The 16413-nt window shown below is 46.7% G+C and carries 13 protein-coding genes and 1 rRNA gene; 6 read left to right on the top strand and 8 right to left on the bottom strand.

The genetic code is table 11. The annotated features are described in order from the left end of the window. Nucleotides 1–11 precede the first annotated feature (11 nt). Nucleotides 12–127, top strand: a 5S ribosomal RNA gene (rrf, locus tag BXO87_RS18155). A gap of 95 nt (nt 128–222) precedes the next feature. Here rrf and BXO87_RS18150 read toward each other — a convergent pair. Beyond that, a complete protein-coding gene (locus BXO87_RS18150) occupies nt 223–1434 on the bottom strand; it encodes an MFS transporter (RefSeq protein ID WP_193427912.1) in 1212 nt (403 codons plus the stop codon). A 228-nt stretch (nt 1435–1662) separates the two neighbouring features. Between BXO87_RS18150 and BXO87_RS18145 the strand changes: the two genes are divergently transcribed. The 5 genes from BXO87_RS18145 to BXO87_RS18125 all read left to right on the top strand — a co-directional run bounded on the left by BXO87_RS18145 (nt 1663) and on the right by BXO87_RS18125 (nt 7656). Next, the gene (locus tag BXO87_RS18145) at nt 1663–2931 is read left to right on the top strand and encodes an aspartate aminotransferase family protein (protein ID WP_029326112.1); all 1269 of its coding nucleotides are present in this window, start codon (nt 1663–1665) and stop codon (nt 2929–2931) included. Further along, on the top strand, nt 2928–3878 hold the full coding sequence (locus tag BXO87_RS18140) for an inositol monophosphatase family protein (RefSeq protein ID WP_038456744.1): 951 nt from the start codon (nt 2928–2930) through the stop codon (nt 3876–3878). Before BXO87_RS18145 ends, BXO87_RS18140 begins: the two co-directional genes overlap by 4 nt. Further along, nucleotides 3853–4899 carry a zinc-dependent alcohol dehydrogenase gene (locus tag BXO87_RS18135; RefSeq protein ID WP_038456747.1) on the top strand — a complete coding sequence of 349 codons (1047 nt, stop codon included), beginning with the start codon at nt 3853–3855 and terminating at the stop codon, nt 4897–4899. Before BXO87_RS18140 ends, BXO87_RS18135 begins: the two co-directional genes overlap by 26 nt. A 231-nt stretch (nt 4900–5130) precedes the next feature. Beyond that, nucleotides 5131–6564 (top strand): SulP family inorganic anion transporter, encoded by a 1434-nt coding sequence (locus BXO87_RS18130; protein ID WP_038456749.1) that lies wholly within the window; start codon nt 5131–5133, stop codon nt 6562–6564. Between the two features lie 150 nt (nt 6565–6714). Next, nucleotides 6715–7656, top strand: a complete 942-nt coding sequence (locus tag BXO87_RS18125) for a bile acid:sodium symporter family protein (protein ID WP_108655015.1) — start codon at nt 6715–6717, stop codon at nt 7654–7656. On the opposite strand, the gene BXO87_RS18120 is transcribed toward BXO87_RS18125, so the two are convergent. The 7 genes from BXO87_RS18120 to BXO87_RS18090 all read right to left on the bottom strand — a co-directional run bounded on the left by BXO87_RS18120 (nt 7645) and on the right by BXO87_RS18090 (nt 16383). Continuing rightward, nucleotides 7645–8397: an alpha/beta hydrolase gene (locus BXO87_RS18120; protein WP_038456750.1), complete on the bottom strand. Its 753-nt coding sequence runs from the start codon at nt 8395–8397 to the stop codon at nt 7645–7647. The two genes, BXO87_RS18125 and BXO87_RS18120, sit on opposite strands and share 12 nt — an antisense overlap. Beyond that, the gene (gene feuC, locus BXO87_RS18115; protein WP_032872817.1) at nt 8394–9404 is read right to left on the bottom strand and encodes an iron ABC transporter permease FeuC; all 1011 of its coding nucleotides are present in this window, start codon (nt 9402–9404) and stop codon (nt 8394–8396) included. Before feuC ends, BXO87_RS18120 begins: the two co-directional genes overlap by 4 nt. A 1-nt stretch (nt 9405) precedes the next feature. Further along, nucleotides 9406–10413: a FecCD family ABC transporter permease gene (locus tag BXO87_RS18110; protein ID WP_038456752.1), complete on the bottom strand. Its 1008-nt coding sequence runs from the start codon at nt 10411–10413 to the stop codon at nt 9406–9408. 19 nt (nt 10414–10432) lie between these two features. Further along, nucleotides 10433–11389 carry an ABC transporter substrate-binding protein gene (locus BXO87_RS18105; RefSeq protein ID WP_038456754.1) on the bottom strand — a complete coding sequence of 319 codons (957 nt, stop codon included), beginning with the start codon at nt 11387–11389 and terminating at the stop codon, nt 10433–10435. Nucleotides 11390–11476: 87 nt separating this feature from the next. Beyond that, on the bottom strand, nt 11477–13072 hold the full coding sequence (btr, locus tag BXO87_RS18100) for a bacillibactin transport transcriptional regulator Btr (protein ID WP_038456756.1): 1596 nt from the start codon (nt 13070–13072) through the stop codon (nt 11477–11479). 137 nt (nt 13073–13209) lie between these two features. Continuing rightward, nucleotides 13210–14454 carry an exo-beta-N-acetylmuramidase NamZ family protein gene (locus BXO87_RS18095; protein WP_038456758.1) on the bottom strand — a complete coding sequence of 415 codons (1245 nt, stop codon included), beginning with the start codon at nt 14452–14454 and terminating at the stop codon, nt 13210–13212. 15 nt (nt 14455–14469) lie between these two features. Beyond that, the gene (locus tag BXO87_RS18090; protein WP_038456761.1) at nt 14470–16383 is read right to left on the bottom strand and encodes a glycoside hydrolase family 3 protein; all 1914 of its coding nucleotides are present in this window, start codon (nt 16381–16383) and stop codon (nt 14470–14472) included. Nucleotides 16384–16413 lie beyond the last annotated feature (30 nt).

The following is a 16413-nucleotide window of genomic DNA, read 5'->3' as shown; positions in this document are numbered from 1 at the left end:
ACTCTCAATGGTTTGGTGGCGATAGCGAAGAGGTCACACCCGTTCCCATGCCGAACACGGAAGTTAAGCTCTTCAGCGCCGATGGTAGTCGGGGGTTTCCCCCTGTGAGAGTAGGACGCCGCCAAGCTATCTTAACCCAGTTCATCATGAACTGGGTTTTTTATATGAAAGATCACATAGATATATAAAGCTAATGCCTTTCAAAGGCATTAGCTTTTTTGTTTACATTGATTTTGCTTTGCTGTTGTGATGTTGAAGATTGTTTGATTTTATTGTCTCGAGCATTCTTAAACTGAACACAATCAGCAGCATAAGGAGCATCAGTGCAGTAAACAGCCAGAACGCAGTTTGTGCGGGATATTCATCTAAGCTCCAGCCGACGGCGATCGGAAGGAGTGAACCTCCTAATCCGTTTGAAGCGAGCAGAATACTGGTAGTCGTTTCTGTCTTTCCGGGATAAAAATGATTCGTGATGATTAGGGCTATTGCAAACATGCCTGCCATGAACAGTCCTAAAAAGAAGCAAAGGGCAAAACCGAACCATACGTTTTTGCTTAATGCTAATATGGTAAGTGCAGCCAGACCGCCAATGCTTATGAGACGGAGGTAACGGTGATATGTCAGCTTTTCTGATACTGGGCCTGTTAATAACCTACCGATGATCATCCCCGTCCAATACACTGTAACTGTTATCGTTGCCAAAGAGTTGGGGATATCCCATTTCTCAGCGAAGATGGAGGGGATAAAATGTACAATGGAAACTTCACTGCCGCCGTAAAAGAAGAAGTAAGCACCCGCCAAGGAAATAAACAGCAATCCGTGTGACCGATAACCGGTGCTTTCTTTTTTAGTGTCATCGGAAGAGACCTCTTTGCGGATGAGAAGCTGATCAATACTGCCGAAACTCATCTGCTTCCATGCAATTAATAGTGCAAAACTGGATAACCCTAATACTAAAAAAGCAATTGTCCACATGTGGTTGTTGATAAGAAAGCCTGAGAGCAGAGGCATGAAAAGCGCACCTAATCCGTAAGCCACCTCCATCTTGCTCATGGCCACAGCCTGTCTTTCTTTAATAGCGGTGAGGATGATCGTGCCTACACAGGATTCCACCAATCCGGCGCCAAGCCCCGCGGTGCTGACGAGAAGAAATAGCAGCGGCCAGGGCGGCAGGAAGGTGATGAACATTTCACAGCTGATGAGTGCCAGGCCAAAGATAACGACGTTTTTGCGCCCAAGCTTTTTCACCATGTAAGGCATTCCGATGACACCGATGAGAAAGCCCATGAACTGAGAGAATACCAATACACCGCCATTACTGTAGCTTTGTGAATAATGTGTGAGTAACTCAGGCAGTACGGCTCCCAGAATAACAAGTGTAAAAGCAATCGATCCATAAGAAAAACAGCTTATCCACAGCAGACGAGTTTTCATCATTTTATCTCCTTATTGGTAAAATCATATTTCTCTCTACTCGTATGACATGATGTTTTTACAAAAAATCCAATTATTGTTACTATATCACATAACTTTTGCTCGTACATCCCTTATGGTAACGTTAACAAATTGTTAACATTTTTTACAAGAAAGATCGTTGACATTATTTTCAATAATTTATACGATAAAAAGCGAAATTCTAATAATTTCATAGGGGTGGTATTTGTGGGAACGAAGGAAATCACGAATCCAGACAGCTTGTATTACAGTGTTGACGATGTAGTAATGGAGCGCGGAGAAGGGATTTACCTGTACGATCAAGAGGGAAATGAGTACATTGATTGCGCCTCTGCCACGTTTAACTTGAATTTAGGATACGGTAACAAAGAGGTCATTGATACGGTTAAAGAACAAGCCGATAAACTGATCCATGTAACATCATCTTTTCAAACAGACGCCGTAAATAAACTGGCAGAAAAACTAGCAGAAATCGCCCCCGATAATCTCACAAAAGTACACCCTAAAGTCAGCAGCGGTTCCGGTGCAAATGAAGGAGCTATTAAAATGGCTCAGTATTACTCCGGAAAAACCGATGTCATCTCCTTATTTCGAAGCCACCTCGGACAAACGTATATGACTTCCGCTTTGTCCGGCAACTCATTCAGAAAAGAACCTTTCCCGCCACAAATTTCTTTTGGCCTGCAAGTCCCCGATCCCTATTGCAGCCGCTGTTTTTATAATCAGAAACCTGATTCATGCGGTATGCTGTGCGTAGAAAGAATTAATGATTTTATTGAGTATGCGAGCAATGGAAAAATTGCCGCAATGATTATTGAACCGATATCCGGAAACGGTGGAAACGTCGTTCCGCCTAAAGAGTATTTTAAACAGCTGAGAAAGCTTTGTGATGAACATGATATCGCTCTGATTTTTGATGAAATTCAGACCGGATTCGGACGTACTGGCAAAATGTTTGCCGCGGACCACTTCGATGTGAAACCTAATATGATGACGGTAGCAAAAGGGCTCGGGGGCACAGGCTTCCAAGTCGCCGCCACTCTGACGGAGGACAAGTATACCGGGCTTCCGGGGTATACGCACTCCTTCACGTACGGCTCAAATGTGATGGCCGCCGCTGCCGCGTGTAAAACCATAGATATTATGCAGCGCCCGGGATTTTTGGAAAATGTAACGACGGTCGGTCATTATATTATGGATCGCTTAGAAACGATGAAAGAGGATTTCGCTTTTATTTCTGAGGTAAGAGGCGTCGGTCTTATGATCGGTGTGGAGATTGTTAAAGAGAACAATGAACCGGATGTGGAGCTGACCAATTATATTGCTAAACGGGCAATGGATTACGGGCTGATTCTCCGGACATCCCGTTACGGATTCGGAAATGTATTTAAGATCCGTCCGCCTTTAACCATAACACTTAGTGAAGCCGAAGTGCTCTGCTACAGACTTCGTAAGCTATTGGAGGAAATCAAGTGAGAGACTATATCATTGGGCTTGGACAATTTGTTTATCAAAAGGTGAAAAATCAAAAAGGCACACTGAAAAACCGGCTCGTAAACGGCTATTCCCCGGGAGGCGACGCCCAATTTAACATAGACGCCGCTGCTGAGGAGGCGGTGCTGGATTATATTCAAGAAAAGGGCCATCCGGTTGCTTTTTACACGGAGGATGGCGGCCTGAAGCTGATTGGAGAAGATCCGCAATATATTTTAATTGTAGATCCGATAGACGGAACGCGCCCGGCCGCCGCGGGACTTGAAATGTCGTGTATTTCGATTGCGCTTGCTTCGTATAAGCCAAACGCAAAGATTAAGGATATCGAATTTGCTTTTTTACTTGAATTGAAATCAGGCGCTTTTATGTACGGTGATATATACAGCGATGCCATTCATTTTGAAGGGTATCATGGAGAATTGCCGAATTTGAGCGGAGTGCGGGATATTAAAAATATGTTTTGGAGCCTTGAATTTAACGGGCATCCGGCGCAGCTGATGACGGACGCATACGGCCATCTGATTGACCAGTCGGCCAATAATGGCGGGGTTTTTGTGTTCAACAGCGCTTCTTATTCGATTTCACGAATTATTACGGGGCAGATGGATGCTTATGTGGATATCGGCAATCGTCTGCTGAAAGATGATCCGAAGCTGCTTTCAGATTTTCAGCAGGTCGGGAACGGGCAGGTGCTGCATTTGTTTCCTTATGATATTGCCGCAAGCGTCTTTTTGGCGAAGAAGGCGGGAGTGGTCATTACGGATGCATACGGCCGGTCTTTGGACGAAACACTTCTGACAGATTTAAGTTATCAGAATCAGCAATCATGTATTGCGGCATCAACGAAAGAGCTTCATCAAACATTATTAGACCAAATCCGTTGGGGCAGAAAGGAAGAGAAATATGAAGGCGTTGGTCTGGACTCCTAATGATAAGCTTGAATATCAAGAGGTGGACGAGCCTCAAATTCGGAAATCCAATGATGTGAAAGTGAAAATTTTCGGCACCGGTATCTGCGGAACGGACTTAAATGTGCTGAAAGGAAAAATGAATGCAACCCATCATATGATTATGGGGCATGAATCGGTGGGAGCGGTCGTGGAAATCGGACCGGACGTGACAAATGTAAAAGTCGGAGACCGCGTCGTGATAGATCCTACGCAGTTTTGCGGGAAATGTCATTATTGCCGGAGAGGGCTGACGTGTTATTGCGAAACCTTCGAGGATTGGCAGCTCGGAATCGGAGCGCACGGAACGTTTGCGGAATATTACGTGGGGGAAGACAGGTTCATGTACAGAATTCCGGATTCAATGGAATGGGAGCGGGCCACATTGGTTGAGCCTCTCTCCTGTGTACTGAATGTTGTGGACAAGGCTTCGATTCAGCCGGAGGACTCGGTCTTGGTTTTGGGGTCCGGACCGATCGGACTGCTTGTGCAAATGATGGTGAAAAAACTGGCGCGATTGACGGTTGCGACTGAAATAGGCAGTTTCCGAAGCGAGGCGGCGAGCCGGATATCGGATTATGTCTACCACCCTGAAGCATTAACCGTGGATGAAGTGAAACGGATTAATCAAGGAAGAAAATTTGATGTGATTTTTGACGCGATCGGCAACCAGCTTGATTGGGCTTATCCTTTCATTGAAAAGGGAGGCAGAATCGTGCCGATGGGCTTTGATGATACGTATGAGATGACGGTCAGGCCGTACCAGCTGCTGTCAAACGGCGTAACGATTGTGGGCACAGGTGAAGCCCGCCAGATCATGGAGGCTGCGTTAGCATGCGCGTCCGACCTTCCACAGCTCTATGATCTTATTACGGAAAAGACGGAACTGAAGAATTATGAAGAAGCCATTGATCATCTCATGGGCATCGACCCGGTGACAAAAGAAAGAAAGGATATCAGCGCAATAAAAACGATTCTTGTGTCTGATCCGGAACTTTTATAAAAGCGGAAACGGCTCCAGTGAGAGTCGTTTTCTTTTCTTATTTATACGGTCTTGCACATTTCTTTAAAGTTTAATATGATACTCTTTGTTAACAATTCCTTTCCTCAACGACATTATACTCTGAGCGTGTCCTCTTTTTCCCCGTAAGCTTGCCTCATATTCCACAGATGAAAATCAATGTTTCCAACTGATAGGGTGCGGATTTTTATAGTGAAAAGGAGTCGTTATCATTTGAAAGATTATACGTTACAGCAGCAATGGTTCGGGAATGTCCGTAAAGACATTCTGGCCGGTATTCTGGTTGCTCTCGCTCTGATCCCTGAGGCGATCGGATTTTCAATTATTGCAGGTGTCGATCCGATGGTCGGCCTTTATGCATCATTTTGTATCGCGATTATTATTTCTATCTTCGGCGGCAGACCGGGAATGATTTCAGCCGCTACGGGTTCAATGGCGGTTGTCATGGTGACATTGGTGGCTGATTACGGGCTGCAGTATTTGTTTGCGGCAACCATTCTGACAGGTATTATTCAATTTATTCTTGGTGTCAGTAAAATAGCGAAATTGATGAAATTTATTCCGCGTTCGGTCATGATCGGATTTGTGAATGCTTTGGCGATCTTGATTTTTTCTGCGCAGCTGCCGCAGTTCAAAGGAGCTTCATGGGTCATGTACGCCATGCTTGCCGGATCACTGGTTATCATATATCTATTGCCGAAGGTTACGACGGCTGTGCCGTCTCCGCTGGTGGCGATTATTGTCATGACGATCATTGCGGTGGTCTGCCATGCGGATGTCCGCACGGTCGGTGATATGGGCGGGATTACAAGTTCACTTCCGCATTTCTTGATACCGGATGTTCCGTGGACGTTTGAGACATTGCGGATTATTTTCCCATATTCTCTGGCCCTTGCATTCGTCGGATTGCTTGAGTCGCTGCTGACGGCCCAGATCATTGATGAAATGACGGATACGGATAGTGATAAGAACAAAGAAAGCCGCGGACAAGGCATCGCCAATATTGTGAACGGATTTTTCGGAGGCATGGCCGGATGCGCAATGATCGGCCAGTCTGTCATTAATACGAAAGCCGGCGGACGCGGCCGGTTATCGGCTTTTACGGCCGGCGCGTTTTTAATGTTTTTAATTGCCGTATTAAGCGGTATCGTCGTGAAAATTCCGATGGCTGCGCTGGTGGCCGTGATGGTTATGGTGTCCATCGGCACGTTCGACTGGTCATCGATTAAAGGTTTGCGGAAAGCGCCCCTTACTGATTCGGTCGTTATGGTTATTACCGTCGTGACGGTCGTCCTGACAAATGATTTATCAAAGGGTGTCTTCGCGGGTGTGCTGCTAAGCGCGATCTTTTTTACGGCGAAAATTTCTAAGCTGAAGATTGTGTCACATTCCGAACAGAAAGATGTCAGAACTTATAAGGTAACGGGACAGATCTTTTTTGCTTCCGTGTCTGAGCTCATGAATGCCATCGTTTATGATGAAGACGTGGAGCGGATTGTCATTGATTTGACCGATGCCCATGTGTGGGATGATTCGGGAGCGGCGGCTCTTGAGAAAATTGTCGCCAAATGTAAAGAATACGGAATTGAGGCTGAATTAAAGGGATTAAATCAGAAAAGCCGAGATTTAATGAAACAAATGGCATAGAATTTGTGAAGTCCGGATGAATATATCCGGGCTTTTTTTCGGTTAAATTTGCCGGGGTGCATTGTTATAATGAATGAGACTTGAAAACCGTATATAGGAGACTTGCATATGATGTGGCTTCAGAAGTTGAACCAAGTGTTGGGGAGAATCATGCCGCTTTTGACTCCGTCAAGTGTGGCGGCGGGTGTGCTGTTATCTCAGCATATCAGCTGGATGGCCGGCGCTGTGCCGTGGATATTTGCATTTATTACATTTACGGGCAGTCTGAGTGCCAATTTTCAATCGCTGAAGCGCAGTATCGAGAAGCCGCTCCCGATGATCATGGCATTGTTTGTTCTGCATATTTTCATGCCTGTTTTTGCATGGGGAAGCGGCCATCTGATTTTCAGCGGTGACCCTTTAACTGTGACGGGGCTGATTATGGGTGTGGTGATTCCGACCGGAATTACGAGTTTGATTTGGGCTGCGATGTATAAGGGGAATGTCGGATTGACGCTGTCTATTATCCTGGTTGATACCGTACTTTCTCCTTTTATCGTACCGTTAAGCCTGTCTGTCCTGGCCGGGGCGAATGTTCAGATGGATTTGTGGGGGATGATGAAAGGGCTGGCGGAGATGGTGGTGATTCCATCCATCGCAGGGATGATAGTCAACCAGTTTTCCCCGCCGGTAAGGACTCAGGCGATAAGCCGGTCGCTGTCTCCTTTTTCAAAAATCTGTCTGATGATTGTCATTGCCATTAACAGTTCGGAAATCGCGCCGTATGTCACGCACGTGGATATCAAATTTGCGGGCATCGCAGGCATGGTATTTTTTATTGCCATGACGGGTTATGCCGTGGCTTGGCTGATCGGAAGACTGATGAAGCGGAGCCAGGATGAAATCGTGTCTCTGATTTATACGGGGGGCATGCGCAATATCAGCGCCGGAGCCGTTCTCGCCGTGTCTTTCTTTCCGTCTCAAGTGGCGGTTCCGGTCGTCATCGGGATGCTTTTTCAGCAAATCCTTGCCGCTTTGTTCGGCTATTTGCTGAGACGCTTTGAACTTAAGCCGGTCGTGATGAAGTATGAAAAAAACCGCTCAGCTACGTGAGCGGTTTTTTCCGTACAGCCAGCTTAGTGCTGCATTGAATTGTCGTTTGAATGCTTCTTGATGGTGCACGGTGCCTTCTTCAACAGTGAAAGAGAGCTGAGATTGAGAAAAGCCTTTTTGCCTCAGGCTTTCATGCACGTCTTTATTTTGTCGGATCATGGTGTTTTGGATGTTGTTTTTATGCTCAGCTTCGCGGCTGCCGACAGACATATAGATACGCCGCCGTGCAGGACGCAAAGATGCGGAGCGGACATACTCTGCTGATTTTTCATACCAGAAGGAACCGGAAATACAGCCGATTCTGCCGAATATTTCAGGCTTCTGTAACATCGCGTACACCGAAAACAGTCCGCCTAATGACGCGCCGATCAGGCCTCTCGTTTCCGGATGTGCAGAAATGTGATGCATATCTTCAACAGTGGGAATGATGACATTTGTCAGCTCCTCGAGAAAGAGCCTCCCTTTGCCGCCGAAATCATGAAACGCAGGGCTCAGGGAAGGCGCGGGCCACGGCGTGTACTCATCGAGCCTGTCAGCCGGTTTGATGCCGATGAAAATCAATTCGGGAAGTGTTCCGTTCGCAAATTGGGATTCAAGCTTATCCATCTGTTCTAAAAACAAAGAACCCCCGTCCAGTACGTACACACAGGGTAAAGCCCCTGTTTGAACCGAATAGGAGGGAGGAAGATACACAGTGCATTCCTTTCCGTTTATCCGGTGTTCTGTAAGGGTGCCTCTCATGCATCCAGCCCCTTCTTCTGCTTAAACAGAAGAAAAAAGAAATAAGGAACGCCGAGAATCGCAAGAATAATTCCCGCCGGCACTTCTGAAGGCTGAAAGAACAATTTGCCCGCAAAGTCGGCGGATATGACGAGGAGCATACCGACCAATCCGCTGACCGGTAATGAGTATCTGTGCTCAATCCCGGCGAGCCTGCGGGAAATATGGGGCGCGATCAGTCCGACAAATGCCATGCTGCCCGCTGCGGTTACACATGCGCTGATCAAAGCGATGCAGGCAATGAGTAAAATCGTTTTTTCTTTATTGGTTGAAACACCGAGGCTTTTCACCGTGTCCTCATCGAAACGAATGGTATCCAGCAATGACGTTTTCGCCATAAGAAGAGGAATGAACAAGATCAGCCACGGAAGGATCGCCGTAATGGTCATCCAGTTTGCCGACCAGATGCTGCCGTTTTTCCAAACCATCGCCATCTCATAATCCTGCGGGTCCATTTTTAATGAAAGAAATAAAGACAGCGCGCTGAATCCGGAATTCATGGCGATCCCGACGAGAATAATTCTGCCCGATTCCAGATGCCCCCGGTGCCAGGCGAAAATATAGATCAGCACGGCCGCCATCAATCCTCCGATGAGGCCGAAGACAGGCATACCCATCGCAGAGGCAAGTGCCGTCGCTTCAGATTGTCCCTGAAACAGAAGCATAAACGTGACGATTCCGGCTCCGGCTCCTGCATTAATGCCCAAAATACCGGGATCGGCAAGACCGTTTTTGGTAATGGCCTGAATAACGGCTCCGGCTATCCCCAACCCGAGTCCGATGGCAGCAGCCATGACAATGCGCGGCAGCCTCAGCTGAAACAGCAAAATGTCATATTGCGGATTCGGATGGATGCGGAAAAGCGTACTGAGCAGTTCACCCGGCTTTGCGGAAAAAGAACCGCTTGTCATGCTGAAATAGCTTACGAGCAATATGAGAGCAATCAGAATGATATAAATTCCGGCCATTTTACGCACCACGCTGATCCCCTCCTTTTCTTTTAATCAAATAAAGAAAGAAAGGAACACCGATGATAGAAGTGACAACTTCAATAGGCGTCTCAAACGGATAATTGATGAATCGGCTGGCAAGGTCGCAAAGGGTCAGGAAGACGCCGCCGATGATGCACGCGCATGGGATCAGCCTGCTGTAGTCCGATCCGACGAGAAAACGTGTGATGTGCGGAACGACCAAACCGACAAAGGCAATTTTTCCGGCGAGTGCCACCGAGCTTCCGGTCAATATGACAACGGCTGCCATCGCCATGAGTTTGATGGTTCTTTTCTGCTGTCCCAGACTTTTTGAAATGTCGTCTCCTAATGATACGGCAGTGACCTTTTTGCTGAGAATCATGGCCGTGATGATTCCGATCGCAAAAAACGGGACGGCCAGTTTCAAAAAATCAGGGTTCATTTGATGCAGTCTCGCACTGTACCAAAAACTGAGATCCTGCGAAATTTGAAAATAAATCGAAAGCGCAGCCGACAGACTGCTGAGAAGCATACTGGTCACCGTTCCGATAATGGCAAGCTGCACCGGGGTAAAACCGCCGGGAAGAATGGAGGCCAGCCCGAAAACAAGAGCGGCGCCGAATGCGGAACCGAAAAACGAGTATATGATCATTTCAATGGATGTCGATTGAGGGAGCAATACCATGCAAAGGGTGATGATAAAAGCGGAGCCGTCCGACACACCCATGATCGAAGGCGAGGCCAGATAGTTCCGTGTGATTCCCTGCATGAGCGCTCCGGAAACAGCAAGGGCGGCGCCGATGAACATAGCGCCGGCAGCCCTCGGGATTCTTGAATGCCATATGATCTGATGGTCGGTATTCTCCGGATTAAAGTGCAGCAATGCGGAGAACACGGTATGGAAGTCAAGCTGCTTTGCGCCGTATAAAACGGAAAGCAGCAGTGACAGAACAATGGCAATCGGTGAAGCAATGATAATAATGTGTGTCCGCCGTTTTGCATACATGTGAAAAACCTACTCTTTATTAGTCTTGAGTCAATTTGTCAGCCGCAACCTGTAAGAAGCGGATTTTACTCCAAGCGGTTCCGCCTTGGGCTAATGGATCGATCGTATTGACGTATACATGGTCTTTTTTGACTGCCGTCAGGCTCTTCCAAATCGGATTTTTCTCTAAGTCTTTCAAAGCGTCCGGCTTATCTGCGTTTTCGTCATCAGAGAATTGTACAAAGATGTGGTCAGGGTTCATTTCGCTTAATTTTTCAAGAGAAATCAGTTCCTGCGCTTTCGCCGCTTTAACTTCGTCCGGCGCCTTCAGGCCTAAATCACCGTAAAGCGTGGAGTTGAAATATACTTGTTCAGGATAAATATAAATATTGCCTTGTCTGATTCTGATGACCAGCGCGTTTGACTGTTTCGCTTTGCTGTTTATCTTTGTTTTTGTCTTTTTCAGGTCCTGTTCGTAATCTGCGATGATTTTTTTCGCTTTTTTCTCTTTATCTGTAAGCTGGGCGAGCAGCATCATGTTTTCTTTCCAGTTTGATGAGATATGAGAGACAGGGATCGTTTCAGCGGTGCCGCTCAATTTTTTCAACGTTTTTTCCGGGAATTTGGTTGATGCCAGAATGACGTCCGGCTGCAGCTCAAGAATTTTTTCCATATTCGGCTGCATTTTTTCCCCCGTTGATACGGATTTATCTGTAATATCTTTAAACAGTTCCGGGAATTTGCCGGAGAAAGAAATTGCTCCTGCCGGATGAACGTCAAGCAATTTGGCGTCTTCCATTGATTCTACGCTGCCTGTAATGGCGATTTTGTCAGTCGGCGCTTTGACTTCATATGTTTTTCCGAGATATTCGATTTTCTTTTTATCTGAAGAAGCGTCCTTTCCTTTACTTGCTGTATCAGATGTTTCTGAGCTTCCGCAAGCCGCGGCCGTGAAAGCCAAAAGCAAAATCATGAAAGCGAATGCCAATTTCTTCATCTATTGTTCCTCCTGTTCAATTGATAACTATTATCAATTGGAATTATAGAGAAGGAACAGGGATAAGACCATGGATAATTTCCGGTATTACCATGGACGATCTTCGGATAAAATCGAAATGCTTTGCTCGATCATCCGCTGATGTCCGCTTGGAGAATATTCAATCCACGGGTCAGATGATATGGGAAACACGCGTTTATTGCTGACGGCTCTAAGGTTCTGCCATATTCCGGTCTGCTGAATCCGCTGAAAATAACGAAGTGTTTCCGGTTCTTTACAAGTGAAAAGCATGATGCAGTCAGCCTGGCAATCCGCCAGCATTTCCAAGGAAATCTTTTCGTCAGGAGCAAAAGATTCCGGTTTTGCGGAGGCAAAGCCTAAATCACCGAAGAAGACATCCTCAATACTGTTGTTATGGGCGATGTACATATTTTCTTTATATACACGGATAAATAAGAACCGCTGATGCCGCACGTGTTTAAGAGCATCTTTCGCTGAATGGGCGAGACTTTGATAAGCTTTAAGCCAGTGCCGCGCTTCCTGCTCTTCATTCAAATATGCGGCTGTGCGAAGAAACTGGTCTCTCCAATTCTCTTGAGCGGGAAGGTAAAAAACTTCAGTGATGTCATTCAGGCGCTGTTTTTCTTCTTCACTGACAGAATCAAGACTGAAAATGATGTCCGGGGCAGCTTGGGACAGCGTGTGCAAGTTCTCTTCCCAATTTGCATTATAACGGTAAGCACTCAGGTGAACCGGAATATCGGAAGAGAATTGTTTGTAATAATAGGCCGTCCATTTCGGGTGCAGCGCCGCGGCGTAAGGCACGTGATGCAGAGGAATCAGATGCCCCATCGTTTCTTTTCCGTAAGCGGCCATTTTTGTGCGCCTTTTTTTCATATAGCTTGTAGGTGAGCTGCCGGTATGTTTTTTAAAGATGCGGCTGAAATAAAATTCGTCCTGGTAGCCGATTTGATGAGCGATTTCCCGCAGTTTGCAGTTTGCCTTGGCCATCAGTTTTTTCGCATTGGTTATGCGGATGTCTGTGATATATTCGGTTACGCTCTGCCCGTATAGTTTTTTAAAGGTTTCACTGTAATGCTTGGGACTGATTCCCGCCATATGAGCGAGCTGGGTGAGCGTGATTTTTGTGTCGGACTGAGCATGTATGAATTGTTTTGTCTGTTCGATCGCCGCTTTCGTATTATTTTGATGGCATACTTTTGCGGCATAAAGGTCGTACATCAGCTGCTGAAAGTCGGCTGTGTATTTCATTTTCTGCAATGCATCCGCCGATCGCACGTTTTCAGAAAGTGACTGAAGCCGGCTTGTCAAATGATCCACCGTTTGTAAATTCATTTGCTGAAGTCCGTGGAAGATGTCTTCCCCATTATCCGGAAGCATCGCTTCATCATCTGATGAATAGGAGAAAACACGGAGTCTGACGATATACAAATGGATGCCGCCTGACGATATAGGGGCAATATTGAATGTCTCATCACAAGGACAGATGTAGAGCGTTTCCTTCTGCAGCGGAAAGCTGTCTGTTCCGATATCAATTTGTCCCTCGCCTTTCACATGAAAGATCAATACGGGAGAATCAGTGAGCTGATGCTCTGACAGAAGGTCGGCTGTTTTTTTTACGGAGATGATATCAATTGGCTGAAAGAATAATGTGTTTTTCATGAGAAACCACCTTTTAGGAAACATTCATTTAAATGATAACTGTTATCATTTAAATTGTACCAAATAAATGAATGTTTTCCTATAAAAAGCGGAAATGTGAAATGCGTCAAAATGTTACACGTGTAACACGAATGTTGTCAGTATATGAGGTATTGTTTTCTTAGAGTTTTGAATTGGTCCAGCCGGCGTTGATATGTGCCGGTGATGTCTTCAATGGAAGCGCCTTTTTCTATTTTTTTGCGTACCCAGCCGTTACCGATCAGCTTGTCAAAAGAGCCTGTCGGCAAGAAGGAAAAGTCATTTGGATATAAGTCATGCATGGTTTTCAGAATGGAAAGCCCTGTTTTTGCCGCTTCAAATGTGTTTCTGTTTGTTACGTAGACTTGAACGCCGTGGCACAGCTTGCCCTGGTGCTTGGAGAAGCTGGGGATAAATGATGCGGCTCTGAAGGCGACGCCCGGAAGCTTGAGACTGTTCAGGCGTTCTTCGAGCTCGGTGCTTTTCATATAAGGCGCGCCGATAAGTTCAAACGGCTTTGTCGTGCCCCTTCCTTCGGATACGTTTGTGCCTTCGATTAGTCCTGTCGCCGAATATGCGAATATGCTGTCCGGGGTCGGGATATTAGGCGAAGGGAGGACGAACGGCAGACCGGTATCTTCAATTGTCATCGTCCGCTTCCAGCGCTTCATTTTTACGACGGTGAGGTCGGCGCCAATATGAAACTCTTTATTGAATAAAAGAGCAAGCTCACCGATCGTCATGCCGTGCTTCAGCGGGATCGGATATAGTCCGACAAATGAAGCGTAATCCGGTTCAAGAACCGGGCCGTCCGGATTTCGTCCGCCTTGCGGATTCGGCCGGTCCAAGACATAAAAAGGAATGCCTTTTTCTTTGGCCGCTTTCATGGCATAGGCCATTGTATAAATGTAGGTGTAGTATCGTGTTCCGACATCCTGAATATCGAAAATCAGCACATCTGTATCTTTCAGCATGTCAGGCGTCGGTTTCCTCGTTTCCCCGTACAGGCTGTAGACGGGAAGCCCTGTTTTTTCGTCTATATAGGATGTGACTTTGTCTCCGGCCTGGGCATCGCCGCGGACACCGTGCTCCGGTCCGAATAATGCCGTTAAATGGATGTCTGGTGCCTCATACAGCACGTCAACGCTGCTTTTCAATGAATTGTTCACACCGGTCGGGTTGGTGATCAGCCCGACCCTTTTTCCCTTCAGTTCCTGTTTATAATCTTTCAGCAGGCGGTCGATGCCTGTTTGGATGCTTGGTTTCTTGGTGGTATGAAGGTTTCTGTCAGAAGCCGCCGAGACTGCCGTCATAGCACTGATGACGACTAATCCGGCAAGAAGCGCAGCCGTTTGTGTTTTCATGATCTGTCCTCCTGTTTAAAGCGGTTTTCCGGTCTTCAGATTGATACCGAAACCATAAGGATAGAGTGTCGTTCCCGGATGAGTGACGGAAGGAATGTCAGCGGGCAGCCTGCCTTGCGGTTTTGTCTGTCCGAATATCGCTTCAACGCCTGCCGGAATGTTTGGCTGGAGAAATTGTCCGTCTGTATATCCTTTAAAGCCGTAGACTGCGATAAGGGCTTTAGCTTCTACAAAGTTCGCAGCGTCATATGGATTACGCAGGCTCATCAGCACAAAGGGTTTTTGGTTCGATTGTGCGGCTTTCATGACGGCCCGCGGAAATGCAGTCGTCCACTTGCCGGGATCTGTGACGGAATCGTCAATGACGCCGTCGTTTACGACAGGATCATTTTTTACGACATATGAGCCTGTAATCACGTAATCAGCGTCAGATATCTGCTTTTTGTGTTCATCATGAAATGTGCGCTCGGCAAAGTTCATTTTACTGATGGTTACCGGCCGGATTTTTTTCTTCTTGATGAGCTGCCGAATGGTTTGTTCCATTGACGCTGTTTGATCTTCATAAGGAGCGGCAATGAGAACGCGGCTGTTCTTTTCCGGTTTGAATGGGAGCGTGCGGTTTTTGTTTTGTAAGACGGTGACGGATCTTTCCGCGATTTGTTTTTCAGCTTTCAGGTGATTTTTGCTGCCGACGGTTTTCTTTGCTTTTGCAATCTTCTTTTTCAGATTTGTCTCTTTCGGGGCGGGATATATCCCTCGTTTTATTTTCAGGGAAATGATGCGTTCCGCCGATTTGTTAATTTGCTGCAGCGGAATTTCCCCTTTTTGTACCGCCTTTTTTAAAGCGGAATGAACCCGGGCAAAGCGGTTTTCCGTTTGCAGCGATGTCACTTGGGCCGGCATCAGGGCAATATCGACTCCTGCTTTTACTGCCATGACGACCGCCTCTTCCTGGCCGAAATGATCGGCAATGGCTTTCATATTTAATGCATCCGTAACGATGACACCGTTAAATCCCATTTCCTCACGGAGAAGATGAGTCATCACTTTTTTCGAGAGTGTGGCGGGTACGAGGATGTCTGAACCGTCCAGCTTGCTTTTATAGGTTGTATCGTCAAAAGCGGGAAATTGCACATGGGCTGTCATGATCATATCAGCTCCGGCCTGAATGGCCTTCCGGAACGGATAAAGTTCAATCTGACGCAGTCTTTCTTGATTGTGGGTGACAAGCGGAAGGCCGTAGTGGCTGTCGACATCCGTGTCGCCGTGTCCCGGGAAATGTTTGACGGCGGCAGCGACATCCTGCTTTTGCTGAGCCTTCATTGAGGCAAGGCCGAGTGAAGCTGTCAGATCACGGTCTGAACTGAACGACCTGACGCCGATGACAGGGTTTCCGGGATTATTATTGATATCGAGAACGGGAGCGAAATTCGTATTAATGCCCAGTGCTTTCAGTTCTTTGCCGATAATGGCGCCGGTCTGGGACGCGTAGGCTGTTTTTCTCGCGGCTCCGAGCGCCATATTGCCTGGGAAATGAGTACCTTCACCAAGTCTGGTTACGATGCCGCCCTCCTGATCAATACCTAATAATAGCGGAATGTCAGGGCTCGCCTTTTGAAAGGCATTTGTCAGGCGTACCGTTTGCTCAGTGTTTTTTACATTTTCTGCAAATAAGATAACGCCGCCGAACCGGTACTTTTGAATAAGCCCTGCGACTTCGTCATTCATTTGGGTAAGAGCCTCAGGTGATGACTGCCCCTTTTTTTGCCAATTGCGAAAATCAGGCATGAGCATCTGTCCTAATTTTTCATCTAATGTCATACGGGATACCGCTTGTTCCGCCTGTGACGGAATGTCCGGTTTTGTCGATGCATGATGCGTGCCGAAAACAATGAACAACAGTAATACAGCTGAGATGACAAGTTTCATGATGGTGCCCTCCTGCCGTCATAGTTTGGA

The sequence above is a fragment of the Bacillus sp. GZB genome (genome assembly GCF_001975995.1).
Taxonomy (GTDB): domain Bacteria; phylum Bacillota; class Bacilli; order Bacillales; family Bacillaceae; genus Bacillus; species Bacillus velezensis.
The sequence above is the reverse complement of the archived record's forward strand: the minus strand, read 5'-3'. Positions and strand labels throughout refer to the sequence as shown.

Bases quoted from the DNA above. Each gene is read 5' to 3' on its own strand.
- BXO87_RS18150 (WP_193427912.1), bottom strand. From the start codon at position 1,434: ATGAAAACTCGTCTGCTGTGGATAAGCTGTTTTTCTTATGGATCGATT.
- BXO87_RS18135 (WP_038456747.1), top strand. From the start codon at position 3,853: ATGAAGGCGTTGGTCTGGACTCCTAATGATAAGCTTGAATATCAAGAG.
- BXO87_RS18125 (WP_108655015.1), top strand. From the start codon at position 6,715: ATGCCGCTTTTGACTCCGTCAAGTGTGGCGGCGGGTGTGCTGTTATCT.
- BXO87_RS18120 (WP_038456750.1), bottom strand. From the start codon at position 8,397: ATGAGAGGCACCCTTACAGAACACCGGATAAACGGAAAGGAATGCACT.
- feuC (WP_032872817.1), bottom strand. From the start codon at position 9,404: ATGGCCGGAATTTATATCATTCTGATTGCTCTCATATTGCTCGTAAGC.
- BXO87_RS18110 (WP_038456752.1), bottom strand. From the start codon at position 10,413: ATGTATGCAAAACGGCGGACACACATTATTATCATTGCTTCACCGATT.
- BXO87_RS18105 (WP_038456754.1), bottom strand. From the start codon at position 11,389: ATGAAGAAATTGGCATTCGCTTTCATGATTTTGCTTTTGGCTTTCACG.
- btr (WP_038456756.1), bottom strand. From the start codon at position 13,072: ATGAAAAACACATTATTCTTTCAGCCAATTGATATCATCTCCGTAAAA.
- BXO87_RS18095 (WP_038456758.1), bottom strand. From the start codon at position 14,454: ATGAAAACACAAACGGCTGCGCTTCTTGCCGGATTAGTCGTCATCAGT.
- BXO87_RS18090 (WP_038456761.1), bottom strand. From the start codon at position 16,383: ATGAAACTTGTCATCTCAGCTGTATTACTGTTGTTCATTGTTTTCGGC.